Genomic DNA, 17,938 nt, shown 5'->3' on the forward strand with positions numbered 1-17,938 from the left:
CGACCCACCCCACGACAAAGCTCTGGCCTGGGATTTACGCAGCGAGTTTGTCAACTCCCCTTCCGTTCCAGGGTGTTGACGTGGGTTCTCGGCCATGACTGACTGTGCTTACACCATGCACACCAGGTGAACGACGGCACCACATTCGTGGAGGTGTGTGCCCTGCCGCCACTCCTCCGCTATCCGACCGTGGACGAGTCGTCCGCCCGCGCCGCGGCCCTCGCCGCCCGACATCCGCACCGCGCCCGACTGCGCCGCGTGGGCACCTCACGGGCGGGCACACCGATGTGGCTGCTGTCCGTCGGACGGGGCAGCCGCCAGGCCCTGATCGTCGCCGGCCCGCACGCCAACGAACCCGTCGGCGGCGCCACCGTCCTCCGGCTCGCCGAACGGGCCCTGACGGACCCCCGGTTGACCGACGGCGCCGACACCACCTGGAACCTGCTGCTGAGCCTCGACCCCGACGGCTCCCGCCGCAACGAGGGCTGGCTGTCCGGCCCGTACACCCTCGGCCACCACTTCCGGCACTTCTTCCGCCCCGGTTTCCTGGAGCAGCCCGAGTGGCTGCCCGACGGCGCCGCCGGGGCCGTCCTGCCGGAGACCCGCGCCCTGCTCGACCTCCAGGACGAACTGCGGCCCTTCTTCCAGTGCTCGCTGCACGGCGTCGACGTCGGCGGCGGTTTCGTCGAGCTGACCCGCGAACTGCCGGGCCTGGACCGGCGCGTCGCGTGCGCCGCCGCCCGCCTCGGCATCCCGCGCGAGCTGAGCCCGTACGACACCCTGTACTGGCCCCGCCTCGGCCCCGCCGTCTACCGCATCCCACCCCCGCGCCGGGGCGACCTGGCCGCCGCCATCACCGAGGCCGCCGTCGAGTCCACCTGGTACCACCCGCACCGCTACGGCACGTTCACCGCCGTCGTCGAGGCCCCCATGTGGGGGGTGGCCGCCGTCGAGGACGCCTCCCCGTCGCCCGACGCCGACGCCGTACTGCGCCGCGTCAGCCGCGCCCTGCGCCGCGACACCCGCCTGCTGGAGGGCATCCTCGCCCGCGTCCGCCCCTGGGTGAGCGGCGGCCCGGACGCCGCCCGGCTCCTCGCCCCGGTCGACGACTATTTACTGGTCGGGCCGGGCCTCGCCGACTCCTGGGACCCCGACGTCCACGACGGCGCCGCCCGGCCGCTGCCCCCGCTCGACACCGCCCGGCTCACCACCCTCGCCCTCTCCGGCCGCCGGGTCGCCCTGCGCACCGCCGGACTGCTGCACCAGCTGGTGACCCGCGCCGGACGCGACCCGGCCGACGCGCTGCCCGAGCTGGACCGGCTCATCGACGAGTGGTGCGCCGACTACCACGACGGCTACGGGGCGCGCTGGATCCCCGTGGCCCGCCAGACGGAGTACCAGACCCGCGTCGTCCTCGCCGCGTTCGAACTGGCGGCCGGGCGCCCGCGCGACTCCCGTTCGGGTGAGCCGGGATGGAGTTCCGAGCCCGCCGTGCCGATGCACCGGGAATGACGAACCCCACCCACGCGGTACGCGGCGGTCTGCTCGCCGCCCTCGCACTCCTCACCGTCGGCGCCTCGGCCCCGGCCCGCCCCGCCGCAGTCCAGGGCGACTGGCTCTACGTCTCCCTCACCCGCGGCGACGCCCGCTCCTCCGACACCCGAGGCACCCTGCTCCTCTGCGACCCGCCCCAGGGCCACGGCCGCGCCACCGAGGCCTGCGCGGAACTCCGCCAGACCGACGGCGACATCACCCGCATCCCCCACAGAAACGCCATCTGCACCGAGATCTACGCCCCCGTCCGCGCCACGGCGGAAGGCCAGTGGAACGGCAGAACGATCGCCTACGAGCAGACGTTCGCGAACGCGTGCGTGATGGCAGCCAGAACAGGCTCGGTCTTCGCCCTGTCAGACTGACGGTCACCCCCGCTTTCAGGGGCGCGGGGCTGTGTCGATGTGCCGCTCCGCCGCGTGGGCGCGACAAGCCACGGACGGCGCAGCACTCGCCCGACAACCCAAAGCGGCACCCCAGTAGGCGCACTCAGCACCTCCCACCATCCCGCGCACAAACCGCCGCCGCCAGCACCGTACGAGCCTGATGCTCGACCTGGTCCCCCACCGGCACCCACCGCGCACGGAACCGATCCCCGAACGCCTCGCACCACTCGGAGACCACCCCTTCGAGATACGGCGCCGCCGGGTCGCCGGCCTCCCTCAGCACCCGCAACAGCATCGCCGCGGCCCGCAACGGGAGCCGGCGCCCGAACGCGTCCACACTGCCCACGTACGCCGTCGACAGGTCGGGCGGCGGCCCGTCGGTCCAGTCCCGGGCCAGCCCCGGCACCAGCGCCAGCGCCCACCGGGCGGCCCGCAGCAGCGGCCCCTCGGGTCCCGGCAGCCGGGGCAGCGCCTCGGCGAGCACCCGCTCCACCCGGCCCGCGTCCGCGAGGAGCCGCCGCGCCAGATGCCGCAGCGCCGCCGCCGGGGCCGGGTGCGGGGCCGGGTCGTCCACCAGGTCGCTCGCCCACATCGGCACCTCGACGACCGCCGTCAGACCGCCGTACCGGTGGGCGTGGTACCAGGTGCTGTGCCGGGCGTCGTCCGGCATGCTCGGGTACGCCACATGGGCGCCCGGCCGGGGCATCACGAACACCCCGGGCCCGGCCGCGGGCCAGCCGGCGGCGTCGGACGCGCCCCGCTCCACCGGTATGCCCAGCTCGGCCGCCGACTTGGCGAACGGCTCGGCGAGCCCCGGTACGTCCTTCGTCAGCTGCACCCAGCTGCCGCCGAGATCGGTGCCGTGCAGGGTCACCTGGAGGTAGGGCCGCAGGTCGTCCAGCACACCGAGCAGGGCGTGCGTCTCGGGCGGCAGCCGGTCAGGCGGCAGCACCGAGGGCGACCACTCCGGCTGCTCGGGACCGGCAGGCCGGAAGAACCCCAGGTGGTAGTCGAGGAGCGTGCGTGGCGCGGGCGTCGTGTGCAGGCTCGCCCCGTCCGGGTCCGCGCAGAGCACGAAGTGCCAGGAGACACCGGCCCGCAACTCCCGCTCCCGCGCGACCCGTTCGGCCAGCGCGAGGACCGTGGAGCCACCGGTCGGCTCGTTCGCGTGGGCGCCCGCGACGACCAGGACGGCCCGTCTCGCATGCCCCACGGACAGCAGCCGCAACGGCCGGCCCGCACGCGAGACCCCGATCCGCCGCAGCGCGCACAGCCCCGGCCGACGGTTCGTCAGATCTCTGGCCGCCGACTCCAGTTCGGCCACCGTGGGATAACCGAGCTCCAACAGGAGACCCACCCCCGTCCAGTCCACCTGGCAACACCACCCGCGCACCCGGCGGAGCCGAGTGGGAGATCCGTCCAGTGTCCTTCCCCGAAAGGGGCGGCTCCCAGGGGCGCCCAGTCGCATTCACCGTCACCCGGCACGGGAAGTACCGCTACCCGGCAGGGAAGCGACCCCCGGCAGGCACCCCCGTCACTCGCCCACCCGCTCCAGCAGTGCGACCGGCAGCGACTCGAACAGCTCCGCCAACCGCACCTCGCCCTCGAACTCCCGCCCCCCGCCGACCACATCGGTCCACCGCCCCTCCGGCAGGGGCAGGCGGGTGTCTCCCCAGCCGCCGGCCTCGGCCAACCGCAGCGAAAGGCGTGTCACCGCCGTGACCACCTCACCGGACCGCGCGAAGGCCACGCAGTGCCCGGCCCCGGGCCCGTCCGCAGTCAGGGGCGCGTAGGTCGCCGCGTCCCCGAACACCTTGGGTCGCCGCCCGCGCAGCCGTAGTGCGGCCGAGGTGAGCCGGAACTTGTCGGACACCTCGTCCTGGGGCGCGAAGGGCCGGCGGTTGTCCGGGTCCACCAGGGCCCGGTACTCGCCCTCCGTCCCCTGGTAGAGGTCCGGCACCCCCGGCATGGTCAGCTGCACCAGTGCGGCGCCGAGGCTGTTCGCCCGGACGTACGGCTCCAGTTCCTCCCGCAGCGCGGCGACCCGGGTGTCCACGGCGGGCCCCCGCGCGACGAAGTCCGCCACCACCGCCTCGTACGCCGGGTTCTGCTCGGTCCAGGAGGTGTGCAGCCCCGCCTCCCGCACATGCTTCAGCAGGGCGCCCCGAAGCCGCTCCCCGGACCGCTCCCCGTCCGCCGGGCCGAGCCCGAACGCCGTCTGCCAGGCCGCCCACGCCAGCTGCGGATCCGCCACCCCCGCACCGTCCCGGGTCACCTCCGCCAGCACGTCCGCCCACCGCTCAGGGCACTCCGCGAGCACCGCGACGGCCGCCCGTACATCCGCGCTGCGCTTGGTGTCGTGCGTCGACAGCACCGTCCCCGTGGCCGGCCAGTCGCGCTGCACCCGGGCGCAGTAGGCGTGGAAGTCCTCCGTCGACACGGCCGGACTGCCCGGGTCGCCCCCCACCTCGTTCGCCGACACCAACGGCACATAGCGGTAGAACGCCGTGTCCTCCACCGACTTCGCCCGCAGCGCCGACGAGGTCTGCGCGAACCGCGCCCGGAACTCCGCGTGCTCCGGCCCGTCCCCCGACCGCCCCAGCACCAGATCCCGTACGGCGTCCACCGACCGGGCCTCCTCGGGCACCACGAACACCGCACGGGCCTCGGCCGCCGCCTCCTCGGTGACGACGAGGGAGGCGTCCTGGGAGGCGTACGGGCGGTACACGTCCATCCGTGCGAGCAGCTCGCACAGCGCGGTACGCAGCGCCCACGGCGCCTGGTCGCGCAGGGAGAGCAAGGGGGAGCGCTCGCACAACCGGTGCGCCGTCCGGGTGAGCCGTTCCACCTCGGCGACCAGCTCGTGCGTGAGCACCCGGTACGCGGCCCGCCGTACCGTCGACTCCCACTCGCCGCCCCGGTCGGCCTGCGCGGCCGTGAACCGCCGGTACTGCCCCAGCAGCTCACCCGCCCCCGCCGGATCGGTGAAGAGCCCGTCGATGTGCCGCAGCGCGTCGTAGCCGGTGGTCCCGGCGACCGGCCAGGCCGCCGGCAGCGCCTCCCCGTCAGCGAGGATCTTCTCGACGACGGTCCACCGCCCCCCGGTCGCCTCGTGCAGCCGCCGCAGATAGGCGTCGGGATCGGCGAGCCCGTCGGGATGGTCGACGCGCAGCCCGTCGACCACCCCCTCCTCCAGCAGCTGAAGGATCTTCGTGTGGGTCGCGTCGAAGACCTCCGGCTCCTCGACCCGCACCCCGATCAGCTCCGAGATGCTGAAGAACCGCCGGTAGTTCAGCTCCGTACGGGCCAGCCGCCACCACACCGGCCGGTACCACTGCGCGTCCAGCAGCTGCGGCAACGGCAGCTTCTCGGTGCCCTCCCGCAGCGGGAACGCGTGGTCGTAGTAGCGCAGCTCCCGCCCGTCCACCACGAACTGCTCGATCTCCGTCCCCAACGGCCCCCCGAGCACCGGCAGCAGCACCCGCCCGCCCTGCGCCTCCCAGTCGATGTCGAACCATCGCGCGTACGCCGACCCGGGCCCCTCCCGCAGCACCTCCCACAGCGCCCGGTTGTGCCGGGGAGCCATGGCCATGTGGTTGGGCACGATGTCCACGACCAGCCCGAGCCCGTGCTCCCGGGCGGTCCGGGCCAGCGCCCGCAACCCCTCCTCACCCCCGAGTTCCCCGCGCACCCGCCCGTGATCGACCACGTCGTAGCCGTGCTCCGACCCCGGCACGGACTCCAGCACGGGCGAGAGATGAAGGTGCGACACCCCGAGCGAGGCGATGTACGGCACGGCGGCCGCGACGGCGGCGAACGGGAACGAAGGCTGAAGCTGAACCCGATAGGTGGCGACAGGTACGACAGAGGTCATGAAGTCCTACGTACCCGCCACAGGACATTTGGAGCACCCTGACACGCGACGAAGCCCGCCGCTTTCCGGGGCGCGGCCGCACCTCCCGGCATCGGGTGCGCGCCAGGGGCGGTAGCCGTCCGGACCTCTAGGTCGGCCTTCTGAACACGGCCAGGCTCCGGTCCACCAGCGTCACCCGGTCCCCGGCCGCCACCTTCGGCCCGTCCTCGGGAACCGCGTCCTCCCGCCCCGTGTCCACCACCGTCTGCCACTGCGGCCCGTGATTGACCGGCACCACGAACTCCAGCGGCTCCGCCGACGCGTTCACCATCAACAGGAACGAGTCGTCCGAGATCCGCTCACCCCGGGCCCCGGGCTCGGAGATCGCGTTCCCGTTCAGGAACACGCTCAACGCCCCCGCCTGGGCGGAGTCCCAGTCCCGCTGCACCATCTCCTCGCCCTCCGGTGTGAACCAGGCGATGTCCGACAGCTCGTCGTGGGTCCCCTCCACCGGCCGGCCGTGGAAGAACCGCCGCCGCCGGAAAACGGGATGGTCCTTCCGCAGCCACACCATCGCCCGGGTGAACTCCAGCAGATCCCCGAAGGGGGCGCCCTCGCCCTCGTCCCCGTCCTCCGCGGAGGGCCACGGCACCCAGGACACCTCGTTGTCCTGGCAGTACGCGTTGTTGTTGCCGCCCTGCGTACGCGCGAACTCGTCGCCGTGGCTGAGCATCGGCACGCCCTGCGACAGCATCAGCGTGGCGATGAAGTTCCGCATCTGCCGGACCCGCAGTCCGGTCACCCCGGGATCGTCGGTCTCGCCCTCCGCCCCGCAGTTCCAGGACCGGTTGTGGCTCTCCCCGTCCCGGTTGTCCTCGCCGTTGGCGTCGTTGCGCTTGTCGTTGTAGGAGACCAGATCCCGCATCGTGAACCCGTCGTGGCAGGTCACGAAGTTGATGGAGGCCAGCGGGCGCCGCCCGTCGTCCTGGTACAGGTCGGACGAGCCGGTCAGCCGGGACGCGAACTCCGCGAGCGTACGCGGCTCGCCCCGCCACAGGTCACGTACCGTGTCGCGGTACTTGCCGTTCCACTCGGTCCACAGCGGCGGGAAGTTCCCCACCTGGTAGCCGCCCTCGCCGACGTCCCAGGGCTCGGCGATCAGCTTCACCTGGGAGACCACCGGGTCCTGCTGGACGAGGTCGAAGAACGACGACAGCCGGTCCACCTCGTGGAACTGCCGGGCGAGCGTCGCGGCGAGGTCGAAGCGGAAGCCGTCGACATGCATCTCGGTGACCCAGTACCGCAGCGAGTCCATGATGAGCTGCAACACGTGCGGCGACCGCATGAGGAGCGAGTTGCCCGTGCCGGTCGTGTCCATGTAGTAGCGCGGATCGTCCGTGAGCCGGTAGTACGACGGGTTGTCGAGGCCCTTGAACGACAGCGTCGGGCCCAGGTGGTTGCCCTCGGCCGTGTGGTTGTAGACCACGTCGAGGATGACCTCGATGCCCGCCTCGTGCAGTGCCCGGACCGCCGATTTGAACTCCAGCACCTGCTGCCCCCGGTCGCCCCAGGAGGCGTACGCGTTGTGCGGGGCGAAGAATCCGATGGTGTTGTAGCCCCAGTAGTTGCTGAGGCCCATGTCGGCCAGACGGTGGTCGTTCACGAACTGGTGTACGGGCATCAGCTCCAGTGCCGTGACGCCCAGGGAGGTCAGATGTTCGATGATCGCCGGGTGTGCGAGCGCCGCGTACGTACCGCGCAGCTCCTCGGGCAGCCCCGGGTGCCGCATGGTGAGGCCCTTGACATGGGCCTCGTAGATCACCGTGTGGTGGTACTCGGTACGGGGCCGCCGGTCGTCGCCCCAGTCGAAGTACGGGTTGACCACGACCGAGGTCATCATGTGCGGTGCCGAGTCGAGGTCGTTGCGTTTCTCGGGCGCACCGAAGTGATAGCCGTACACCTCCTCCCCCCAGGTGACCGAGCCGCTGATGGCACGCGCGTACGGGTCGAGAAGCAGCTTCGCGGAGTTGCAGCGCAGTCCGCGCTCCGGCGCGTACGGGCCGTGCACACGGAAGCCGTACCGCTGTCCCGGCATCACACCGGGCAGATACGCGTGCCGCACGAACGCGTCCGACTCGCGCAGTTCCACCGCCGTCTCGGAGCCGTCGTCGTCCAGCAGACACAGCTCTACTCGATGCGCGGCCTCCGAGAAGACCGCGAAGTTGGTACCGGCGCCGTCGTACGTGGCGCCGAGCGGATACGCCTGTCCAGGCCAGACCTGCATGGATACGACTCTTCCAGTTGTCGCGCGCCGCTGGGGGCGACTCCGGTGGGAGTCTCCCCCAAACTGAGGAAACCTCCTAGGGCATACGTCCCTCCTGCCCAGCGATGGACACATCGTGACGCCTCGGGGGCCGTCAGTGTCGGATCATCACCGCCGCCGGCTATGAATCAGCTCACTCCCGGCGCGGTAGCACGCCGGAACGGCCAAGTCACGGGCGGTAGTTGAGAAACGACCTGTCCATCCGGCTGTATCGTCACCCGCTACCGGAGTACCCTTCCTTGATCGTTGCGTAGGGGTGAGCTCGGGGGAGCGGAAGGCGGTGCGTGGGTGGGCTCGGGAGGGCTGGAGTTGCCTCCTGGTGACGCGGGCGATACGGGTCACGAGGGGAACTCCACAGATGTCCCACCCGGCGCGGTGTCCCTGGCACGGCCGATGGAGATGGGATCCATCGGCCCGGAACTGGACTGGAACGCCGACGCCTGGCTCGAAGTGCGTACGCGCGCCCAGCGGGCCGGTCGTGCCTACATCTGGCTGAACCTCGTCGAACAGCGGCTGCGCGCCGTCGTCGCCGCCGTGCTGCGGCCCATCTACGAGCCCGTCCACGGCGACGACTGGGTGGTCGCCGCCGCCGGACCCGCCGGACAGGAGTGGGTGCAGCGGGCCGTCGCGGTACGCGAGGTCAGCCGCCGCAAGGGCTATCTCCTCGACCCCGCCGACGACAACGTCCTGAGTTTCCTGACCCTGCCCCAGCTGCGCGAGCTGATGGTGCAGCACTGGCCCTGCTTCGAGCCGTACGTCGACGAGCGGCGCGACGTGGAACTGGCGCTGGACGAGCTGGAGGTCACCCGGAACGTCGTCTCCCGCAACCGGGCCCTCTCCGAGGCCGTCCTCGCCCAGGCCGAGCGCGCCTCGGCGAAGCTGCTGGAGATCCTGGGCGCGGGCAGCGACGTGCCCTCCGCGCGCCGGCTGCCCGTCGACGCGGTCGAGGACCTCGTCGGCGACCGGTACGCGGACGTCGTCGGCGTCCACCCCGACCGGGTGCGGCTGCTGCGGCAGTTCCCCGCCGAGGACCTCTTCGGCGGCGCCCGCCGCCTCGACGCCATCGGCATAGGCCTGAACCTCCTCGTGCAGAACTTCTCCGGACGACGGCTGGTCCGGCTCGCCGAGGGGGGCTGCCGGGTACGCCTGCTCTTCCTCAACCCCGCCTCCAGTTCGGTGAAGCGGCGGGAGCGCGAACTGGGCATAAAGCGGGGCGAGTTGAGCCGTGCCGTGGAGATGAACATCCTCCATATGCGCCGGGTCCGCTCCCGGCTGCGCGACCCCGGCGCGTTCGAGATCCAGGTCTTCGACGAGACACCCCGCTTCACCGCCTACCTCGTGGACGGCGACGGCACGGACGGTGTCGCGGTCGTCCAGACGTATCTGCGCCGCACCCGGGGCATGGAGGCACCGGTCCTCGTCCTGCGCGGCGGCAACCGGGTCCTGAAGGCCCATGAGAACGGCGAAGTCGGTCTTTTCGATACATACCGCGAGGAGTTCGAAGTGGCGTGGGCGGACTCGCGACCGGTGTCGTGAAGGCCTGCCGCGGGGCTAAGCGGAATGCGGTCCTCGGATTGTCAGTGGCCCATGCGATGGTGGTGGTCACTGGGGGAAAGCACCACCAAGAAGGGGGGCCAGCATGGGTTGGCACCGGCAGCTGCTGATCGGCTTCGACCTGGAGACCACCGGGACGGACCCGCGCGAGGCGCGTATCGTCACGGGCGCGGTGATCGAGGTCAAGGACGGGGAGCCGGTCGGACACCGGGAATGGCTCGCCGACCCGGGCATGGAGATCCCGGCGGAGGCGGTGGCGGTGCACGGCATCACCAACGCCCGCGCGACGGCCGAGGGCAGACCGGCCGACCAGGTCGCCGACGCCATCGCCGACGTCCTCGTCTCCTACTGGAAGACGGGCGTCCCGGTCGTGGCGTACAACGCGGCCTTCGATCTGACCCTGCTCTCCGCCGAGCTGCGCCGGCACGCCCTGCCGTCCCTGCGCGACCGACTCGGCGGCATCGACCCGGCGCCGGTCATCGACCCGTACACGATCGACCGCTCCGTCGACCGCTACCGCCGCGGCAAGCGCAACCTCGAAGCGGTCTGCGGGGAGTACGGCGTCCCGCTCGACGCCGCGCACGACGCCTCCGCCGACGCCCTGGCCGCCGCCCGGCTCGCCCGCGCGATAGCCCAGCGCCACCCGAAGGTCGCCGCCCTCGGCCCGGCCGAGCTGCACCGCAGCCAGATCGAGTGGTACGCCGAATGGGCCACCGACTTCCAGGCCTTCCTGCGCCGCAAGGGCAACCCGGAAGCGGTCGTCGACGCGATCTGGCCGCTGCGCGAGACCGAGGACCAGACCGAGGACCAGACCGAGGACCAGACGGAGGACGAGACGGTATGACGACCGCCGAGATCTCCCTGCGCGAGGTACGGGACGGCGACCTGCCCTCCCTCTGGGAGCACGCGTCCGATCCCGAGGCACAGCGGATCGCCGCCTTCACCGGGGAGTACCACTACGACCGGGCGCTCTTCGACGCCCACTTGGCGAAGATCCGCGCCGCCCCGGACGTCCTGATGCGCACGGTGGTCGCCGACGGCGAGGTGGTCGGCCAGGCCGCGGTCTACGGCCCGCCGGACGAACGCGAGGTCACCTACTGGATCGACCGCGCCCACTGGGGCCGGGGCATCGCCACCGCCGCCCTCACCGCCCTGATCGACCTCGAACCCACCCGGCCGCTGCACGCCCGCGCGGCCGCCGACAACACCGGCTCGATCCGCGTCCTGGAGAAGTGCGGCTTCGTCGTCACCGGCCACGACCGGGGCTTCGCCCGGGCCCGCGACGCGGAGACCGACGAAGCGGTGCTCATACTCGAAGCGACCTGAGCGACCTGAGCGACCTGAGCGACCTGAGCGACCTGAGCGACCTGAGCGACCTGAGCGACCTGAGCGACCTGAGCCTCCGGGGCCGTTCAGAACGGATACCAGCGGACCGTCTCGTCCCCGTCCCGCAGCGAGGCGACGCGGCGTTCGAACTCGGCCAGGGCCTTCGGATTGCTCGGCGCGTGCTGGGCGACCCAGGCACAGCTGGCCGTCTCGCGGGCGCCCCGCAGCACGGAACAGCCGTCCCACGCGCGGACGTCCCAGCCGTAGGTGGCCGTGAAGGTGTCGTAGTCCTCCGCCGGCAGCCCGTAGCGGTCGTGGGAGAGGGCCATGACCACGAGGTCGTGCTCGCGGAGGTCGCCGGAGAAGGTCTCCAGGTCGACGAGGACCGGCCCGTCGGGACCGATGTGGACATTGCGGGGGAGGGCGTCGCCGTGGATCGGGCCCGGGGACAGATGGGGGACGAGGGTGGCAGCGGCCGTGGCGAAGCCGTCGCGGCGTTCGCGGAGGTAGGCCGCGTCCGCCGGGTCGATCGCGTCACCGGCCAGGCGCAGCCAGCGCTCCACACCGCCCAGCAGTTCACGACGCGGCAGGGCGAAGGGAGGGGCGGGGAGGGCATGGACCAGCCGTAGGAGTTCGGCCAAATCACGGGGCCCGGCGGGGCGCACGGAGTCGGGCAGCCGGTGCCACACCGTCACCGGGTGCCCCTCGACGAGCAGGGCCTTCGGCTCGGCGGCCCGTACCGCCGGGACACCCGCCTCGGCGAGCCAGGCCGCGGCGTCCAGCTCGCGGCGGGCCCGGTCGAGGAGTTCGGCGTCACGGCCCACCCTGACGACCAGGTCACCGGCGGCGAACACCGCGTTCTCGCCCAGCGCGAGCAGCCGCGCCTCCCCGGCCCCGGCGGGCAGCACACCGGCCGTGACCAGTACGTCCCGCGCCCGTGCCTCGTCCATCCCGCGCCTCCGTGTCCGACCGACTCCGTACGGCCGACGCCCCCCGGTGGGACGTCAGGTTCACGCCATACAGCGGTCAGTCTCGCATTCGCACAGGTCGGGCCCTGTGCGCGGTGCCTTGACGCCCTGTCATGGCCTCAGCACCATGACGGGCATGACCTTGGCGACCGCGAAGCCGCAACGCCCGCGACCGGCCAAGCGGCGCACCCCGGCGGACGGCCGGGACCGGCGCCTGATCGACCACGGCGCCTGGTTCCTGGTCCTGCCCGCGCTGCTCCCCATCCTGGTGCTGAGCGTCGGACCGCTGCTGTACGGGATCGCGCTGGCCTTCACCGACGCCCAGTCCGGCCGGACCGAGCCCACCCGGTGGATCGGCACGCTCAACTTCCAGGACCTGCTGCACGACACCCTGTTCTGGGACTCGTTCCGCATCGGCCTGCTGTGGGCGGTCGGGGTCACCGTCCCGCAGTTCCTCCTCGCCCTCGGCCTCGCCCTGCTCCTCAACCAGCCGCTACGGCTGCGCTGGCTGGCCAGGGCGCTCGCGATCATCCCCTGGGCCATGCCCGAGGTGGTCGTCGGCATCATGTGGCGGCTCGTCTACAACCCCGACGCGGGCATCCTCAACGAGACCATCCGCGACCTGGGCCTCGGCGACGGCCGCGACTGGCTGAGCGGACTGGCCACCGCCCTGCCCGCCGTCATAGTGGTCGGCGTCTGGGCGGGCATGCCCCAGACCACCGTCGCCCTGCTCGCCGGACTGCAGAACACCCCGCGCGAACTGCACGAGGCCGCCGCGATGGACGGCGCGGGCGCCTGGCGCCGGTTCCGCACGGTCACCTGGCCCGCCATCAGACCCATCGCCCTGGCCGTCTCGGCGCTCAACCTGATCTGGAACTTCAACTCCTTCGCCCTGGTGTACGTCCTGACGAACGGCGGACCCGGCGGCCGCACCCGCCTGCCGATGCTCTTCGCCTACGAGGAGGCCTTCCGCTACGGGCAGTTCGGGTACGCGGCGGCGATGGGATGTGTGATGGTCGCGGTGATCTCGATGGTCCTCGCGTGCGTACTGGTCGGCCGACTGAGGCGGGGTGCGGACACGTGAGGACCAGCAAGGCAGCCCGCACCGGCCAGTACGCGGCCCTCCTCGCGTATCTCGTCTTCCTGGCCTTCCCCTTCCTCTGGCTGCTCTCCACCGCCTTCAAACCGGCCCGTGAGCTGGGCAGTCTCCACCCGACCTGGATCCCACAGGACCCGACCCTCGCCAACTTCAGGCAGGCCTTCGACGAACAGCCCCTGCTCCAGGCCGCGTTCAACTCGCTGGTCGCGGCGCTCGGCGCGGCCGTCGTCGCCGTACTGATCGCGACCCCGATGGCGTACGTCATGGCCAGGCACCGCACGACGCTGTCGCGGCTGGCGACCGGCTGGGTGGTGGTCAGCCAGGCGTTCCCGTTCGTGCTGGTGATCATCCCGCTGTTCCTGGTGCTGAAGAACCTCCGGCTGATCAACTCCGTCCCCGGACTGATCATGGTGTACGTGGTGTGGGCGCTGCCGTTCGCGCTGTGGATGCTCGTCGGCTACGTCCGGGCCGTGCCCGTGGAGCTGGAGGAGGCGGCGGCGGTCGACGGGGCCGGGAAGCTGCGGACGCTGGTGTCGGTGACGGCACCGCTGCTGGCGCCGGGCATCGTGGCGACGGCGCTGTTCGCGTTCATCACCGCGTGGAACGAGTTCTTCTTCGCGCTGGTGCTGCTCAAGACGCCGGAGCGGCAGACCCTGCCGGTCGTCCTCACCCACTTCATCGGCGCGGAGGGTGTGGCCGACCTCGGCCCGCTGGCCGCCGCGGCGTTCCTCGCGACGCTGCCCTCCCTTGTCGTGTTCGCGGTCATCCAGAAACGGATCACGGGCGGCATGCTCGCCGGGGCGGTGAAGAGCTGATGCGCGCGCGATGGCTGACGGCCGTTCTGCTGCTGTGCCTCCTGGCCGCCGGCTGCGGGGGCGACGAGGACGGTTCCGCCGACGGCCGGGTGACCCTCCGCTTCCAGTCCCTGGCCTGGCAGGAGGAGTCCGTCGCCGTCAACAAGGAGCTGGTGAAGGAGTGGAACGCCACGCACCCGGACGTCGAGGTCGAGTACGTCCAGGGGTCCTGGGACAGCGTCCACGACCAGCTGCTCACCTCCTTCGAGGGCGGGGAGGCGCCCGACATCATCCACGACGCCTCGGACGACCTCGCGGACTTCGCGTACGGCGGTTACCTCGCCGATCTGCGCGAGCTGCTGCCCGAGCGGCTCAAGTCGGACATTCCGGCGCGCAGTTGGGAGACGACGACCTTCGGGGGCGGGATCTACGGGGTGCCGTTCCTCCAGGAGCCGAGGGTGCTGATCGCCAACGCGACGTGGCTGCGTGAGTCCGGGGTGCGGGTGGCGACGCCGGAGGACCCGTGGACCTGGGCGGAGTTCCGGGAGGTCGTGAAGGAGCTGAGCGGCGACGGCAAGTACGGTGTCGCGTGGCCGCTGAAGGAGCCGGTGTCGGCCACGCTGAACCTGTCCCTCTCGGCGGGCGGGCAGCTGTTCCACCGGGACGCGGACGGCAAGGTCGAGGTCCGCTTCGAGGCGGCCGACGCGGTCGTCCCGAAGACCGTGCACGACGAGGTGAACGTCGACGGGAGCGCGTCGAGCACCACGCTCGGTATGGGCGGGTCCGACACGCTGCCCGGGTTCTTCGGCGGGAAGTACGCGATGGTCCCGCTCGGCTTCTCCTACCGTCAGCAGATCGTCCAGCAGGCTCCCGAGGGCTTCGAATGGCAGGTGCTGCCCGCCCCGGCCGGCGCCGACGGGCTCACCCAGGGCGTCAGCCCGCAGACCCTCTCGGTTGCAGAGGACAGCCCCCACAAGCAGGAGGCCGCCGAGTTCATCGACTTCCTCCTCCGCCCCGACAACATGGTCCGCCTCGCCCTCGGGGACTGGATGCTCCCGACCGGCACGGAGGCCCTCCGGGATTCCGCCCTGCGCACGACCCGGTTCGACTGGGCCACGGGCACGGCCCTCGCGACCCACCTCCGCTCCGCCCCCGCCCAGTCCGTGCGCGGCTATCCGGAATGGAAGGACAAGGTCGCGACCCCCGCGTACCAGGAGTACTACAGCGGGGCGATCGGGCTCGGCGAGCTGCGGGAGCGGTTGGAGGAGGACGGGAACCTGGTGCTGGCGCGCTACCAGCGGTGAGGGGGTGGGCCGGTGGGGGTGCGTTGTCGGGTGCGGGTCCGGTGGGGCTTCTCGCGCAGTTCCCCGCGCCCCTGAAAAGCAGGGGCTGCGCCCCGTGCTTTTCACCCCTGCAGCCCCGTCGCCCTTAGGCCCGCAGCCCGTCGCTTCTCAGGCCCACCGGCCCGTCGCCTTTCAGGACCGGCGGGCCCGTGGTCTTCAGGCCCGCAGGGGCCTGAATCTTTAGGGGCGCGGGGAACTGCGCGACCAGCCCCCACCGGACCCGCACCCGACAACCAACCCTGCCGCCCAAAAACGGTTGCACGAGACGTCTCGTCTCGCGTACCTTCGGCGCATGACCTCCCACATCGCCATGTTCTCCATCGCCGCCCACGGTCACGTGAACCCGAGCCTCGAAGTGATCCGCGAGCTGGTGGCAAGGGGCCACCGGGTGACGTACGCGATCCCGCCGGCGTTCGCCGAGAAGGTCGCGGAGACCGGCGCCGAGCCGAAGCTCTGGGACTCGACCCTGCCGGGCCCCGACGCCGACCCCGAGGCATGGGGGACGACGCTCCTCGACAACGTGGAACCCTTCCTGAACGACGCGATCCAGGCCCTGCCCCAGCTCATCGAGGCGTACGAGGGCGACGAGCCCGACCTCGTGCTGCACGACATCACCGCGTACCCGGCCCCCGTCCTCGCCCACCGCTGGGGTGTCAAGGCGATCTCCCTCTCCCCGAACCTGGTCGCCTGGACCGGTTACGAGGAGGAGGTCGCCGAACCCATGTGGGCCGAGCCGAAGAGCACGGAACGCGGCCGGGCCTACTACGCCCGCTTCCAGCGCTGGCTGGAGGAGAACGGGATCACCGAGCACCCCGACCCGTTCGTCGGCCGGCCCGCCCGTTCCCTGGTCCTCATCCCGAAGGCGCTCCAGCCGCACGCCGACCGGGTCGACGAGAGCCGCTACACCTTCGTCGGCGCCTGCCAGGGCGACCGCTCGGCACAGGGCGACTGGACCCGGCCGGCGGACGCGGAGAAGGTGCTGCTCGTCTCCCTCGGCTCGTCCTTCACCAAGCGGCCCGACTTCTACCGGGAGTGTGTGAAGGCCTTCGGCGACCTGCCCGGCTGGCACATGGTGCTCCAGGTCGGCAGGCACGTAGACCCGGCGGAGCTGGGCGAGATCCCGGCCAACGTGGAGGTGCGGGACTGGGTGCCGCAGCTGGCGATCCTCAAGCAGGCCGACGCGTTCATCACCCACGCGGGCGCCGGCGGCAGTCAGGAGGGCCTCGCCACCGCCACGCCCATGGTCGCCGTACCCCAGGCCGTCGACCAGTTCGGCAACGCCGACATGCTCCAGGCGCTCGGCGTCGCCCGCCATCTGCCCATGGCGGAGGCGACGGCCGAGACCCTGCGCGAGGCGGTCCTCGCCCTCGCCGACGACCCCGAAGTGGCCCGGCGCCTCAAGGAGGTTCAGCAGGGGATGGCGGGAGAGGGCGGCACCCGACAGGCCGCCGACCTCATCGAGGCCCAACTCCGAAACCCCTGATAGCCGGGCAAGCGGGTTGGTTCCATGTCAAACGTGAAATCCCGGCACTTTTTGGGTCACGGTCAGGTCACTCGATAACGGTCGGGTAACGCCCGGTCCGCGCGGAAAGCGCACCGACTCTGATACCGGGTTCGACCCTTACCCCCTCCGAAAGGTTGTGCCGGGCACTTCTTGTGCCTCAGGTGAACGGCTTCCAAGCTGAGCGTGAACTCATTTCGAACGCCAGGAAGTTGACCCATGCGCCGAGACATACCCGACCTCGCGGAAGTGCGCCGCGTCACGCAGAAGAAGCGGGACGCCTGGTGGACCGTGTGGCTCGTCGATCCGGTCGCCACACCGCTGGTGCGGCTCACCGCGAAATACACGAGGATCACGCCCAACCAGCTGACCTGGGGCGCCTTCCTGCTGGGCCTGGTCTCGGCCGCCTGCTTCGCGCTGGGCGACTGGCGCTGGCTGATCGCCGGCGCGGTCGTCTACCACCTGAGCTTCATCCTCGACTGCATGGACGGCAAGGTCGCCCGGCTCACCGGCCAGGGCTCCGTGTTCGGCGCCTGGCTCGACTTCGTCTTCGACCGCGTCCGGGTCGCGGCGTGCTCGGTGGCCCTGATGGCGGGGCAGTACGACCGCACCGGCGAGACCTTCTACATCTGGCTCGCCGCCGCCGTCATCGGCTGCGACGCGCTGCGCTACATCAACTCCCTGGAGACCTTCAAGGTCCGCCACACCATGCGCAAGCAGATCAAGGCCCGGCTCCGCGAGGCCCGCCGCGCCGAGAACGAGCGGGACCTCGCCTTCATGGAGGACCTGCTGCGCGAGAACCCCGAGGCCGACATCGAGCAGGACCTGCGCACGGCCACCGCCGAGGTCACCCAGGCCGCCCCGCGGACCCAGGTCGTCGACCTGCACCAGGAGTTCCGCCGCCGCTTCCCCGCCTATCTGCGCGTACGGTCCTTCCTGCTGCGCCACCGCGTCCGCCCCCACCTGATCAGCGGCATCGAGTTCCAGATGGGCGTCTTCATGATCGGCCCGATCATCGACTCGGTGATGGCGGCGACCATCGTCTCCGGCGCCCTGCTCCTCGTCTTCGAACTGGCCATCGTCTACAAGCTGCTGCTCTCCACCCGCGACTTCACCCGCACCCTCGACTCCTTCGACCGCGGAGACGTCCGGGGAGACGTGGCCAAGGCGGCCTGAACCGGCGCACACGGGCGGGCCGGGGGCGGTGACACCACCCCCGGCCCACTACCGCACTCCGGCC

Annotated in this window: 14 protein-coding genes; 10 read left to right on the plus strand and 4 right to left on the minus strand. The window is 71.6% G+C overall.

Annotated features, from left to right (window positions below; genetic code table 11):
* Positions 1 to 147 precede the first annotated feature (147 nt).
* Positions 148 to 1,512 carry a M14 family zinc carboxypeptidase gene (locus ABT147_RS04185; RefSeq protein WP_351402715.1) on the plus strand — a complete coding sequence of 455 codons (1,365 nt, stop codon included), beginning with the start codon at positions 148 to 150 and terminating at the stop codon, positions 1,510 to 1,512.
* Entirely contained in the window at positions 1,509 to 1,916 is a 408-nt protein-coding gene (locus ABT147_RS04190) for an SSI family serine proteinase inhibitor (protein WP_351402583.1), read from the plus strand. Before ABT147_RS04185 ends, ABT147_RS04190 begins: the two co-directional genes overlap by 4 nt.
* A gap of 124 nt (positions 1,917 to 2,040) precedes the next feature.
* Here the strand turns inward: ABT147_RS04190 and ABT147_RS04195 are convergent, their stop codons facing one another.
* From ABT147_RS04195 to glgX, 3 genes are all read right to left on the minus strand, one after another.
* Positions 2,041 to 3,294 (minus strand): M14 family zinc carboxypeptidase, encoded by a 1,254-nt coding sequence (locus ABT147_RS04195; protein WP_351402716.1) that lies wholly within the window; start codon positions 3,292 to 3,294, stop codon positions 2,041 to 2,043.
* A gap of 177 nt (positions 3,295 to 3,471) precedes the next feature.
* Positions 3,472 to 5,811: a malto-oligosyltrehalose synthase gene (treY, locus tag ABT147_RS04200; RefSeq protein ID WP_351402585.1), complete on the minus strand. Its 2,340-nt coding sequence runs from the start codon at positions 5,809 to 5,811 to the stop codon at positions 3,472 to 3,474.
* A 127-nt stretch (positions 5,812 to 5,938) separates the two neighbouring features.
* Positions 5,939 to 8,074: a glycogen debranching protein GlgX gene (gene glgX, locus ABT147_RS04205; RefSeq protein WP_351402587.1), complete on the minus strand. Its 2,136-nt coding sequence runs from the start codon at positions 8,072 to 8,074 to the stop codon at positions 5,939 to 5,941.
* 327 nt (positions 8,075 to 8,401) lie between these two features.
* On the opposite strand from glgX, the gene ABT147_RS04210 reads away from it, so the two are divergent.
* From ABT147_RS04210 to ABT147_RS04220, 3 genes are all read left to right on the plus strand, one after another.
* Positions 8,402 to 9,649, plus strand: a complete 1,248-nt coding sequence (locus ABT147_RS04210; protein ID WP_351402589.1) for a DUF5919 domain-containing protein — start codon at positions 8,402 to 8,404, stop codon at positions 9,647 to 9,649.
* A gap of 103 nt (positions 9,650 to 9,752) precedes the next feature.
* Complete coding sequence (locus ABT147_RS04215; protein ID WP_351402591.1) at positions 9,753 to 10,511, plus strand: 3'-5' exonuclease; 759 nt, start codon at positions 9,753 to 9,755, stop codon at positions 10,509 to 10,511.
* Positions 10,508 to 10,993, plus strand: coding sequence for a GNAT family N-acetyltransferase (locus ABT147_RS04220; protein WP_351402593.1), 486 nt, complete (start codon positions 10,508 to 10,510; stop codon positions 10,991 to 10,993). Before ABT147_RS04215 ends, ABT147_RS04220 begins: the two co-directional genes overlap by 4 nt.
* A gap of 86 nt (positions 10,994 to 11,079) precedes the next feature.
* On the opposite strand, the gene ABT147_RS04225 is transcribed toward ABT147_RS04220, so the two are convergent.
* Positions 11,080 to 11,943 (minus strand): aminoglycoside phosphotransferase family protein, encoded by an 864-nt coding sequence (locus ABT147_RS04225; protein ID WP_351402595.1) that lies wholly within the window; start codon positions 11,941 to 11,943, stop codon positions 11,080 to 11,082.
* Positions 11,944 to 12,097: 154 nt separating this feature from the next.
* On the opposite strand from ABT147_RS04225, the gene ABT147_RS04230 reads away from it, so the two are divergent.
* From ABT147_RS04230 to ABT147_RS04250, 5 genes are all read left to right on the plus strand, one after another.
* On the plus strand, positions 12,098 to 13,045 hold the full coding sequence (locus ABT147_RS04230) for a carbohydrate ABC transporter permease (RefSeq protein WP_351402597.1): 948 nt from the start codon (positions 12,098 to 12,100) through the stop codon (positions 13,043 to 13,045).
* On the plus strand, positions 13,042 to 13,875 hold the full coding sequence (locus ABT147_RS04235; protein ID WP_351402599.1) for a carbohydrate ABC transporter permease: 834 nt from the start codon (positions 13,042 to 13,044) through the stop codon (positions 13,873 to 13,875). Before ABT147_RS04230 ends, ABT147_RS04235 begins: the two co-directional genes overlap by 4 nt.
* On the plus strand, positions 13,875 to 15,158 hold the full coding sequence (locus ABT147_RS04240; RefSeq protein WP_351402600.1) for an ABC transporter substrate-binding protein: 1,284 nt from the start codon (positions 13,875 to 13,877) through the stop codon (positions 15,156 to 15,158). The genes ABT147_RS04235 and ABT147_RS04240 overlap by 1 nt, the downstream gene beginning before the upstream one ends.
* Positions 15,159 to 15,489: 331 nt before the next feature.
* Positions 15,490 to 16,680 carry a macrolide-inactivating glycosyltransferase gene (gene mgt, locus ABT147_RS04245; RefSeq protein ID WP_351402601.1) on the plus strand — a complete coding sequence of 397 codons (1,191 nt, stop codon included), beginning with the start codon at positions 15,490 to 15,492 and terminating at the stop codon, positions 16,678 to 16,680.
* 237 nt (positions 16,681 to 16,917) lie between these two features.
* On the plus strand, positions 16,918 to 17,874 hold the full coding sequence (locus ABT147_RS04250; protein ID WP_351402602.1) for a CDP-alcohol phosphatidyltransferase family protein: 957 nt from the start codon (positions 16,918 to 16,920) through the stop codon (positions 17,872 to 17,874).
* The last annotated feature ends 64 nt before the right edge of the window (positions 17,875 to 17,938 follow it).

Source organism: Streptomyces sp. NPDC001868 (assembly GCF_040297125.1).
Taxonomy (GTDB): domain Bacteria; phylum Actinomycetota; class Actinomycetes; order Streptomycetales; family Streptomycetaceae; genus Streptomyces.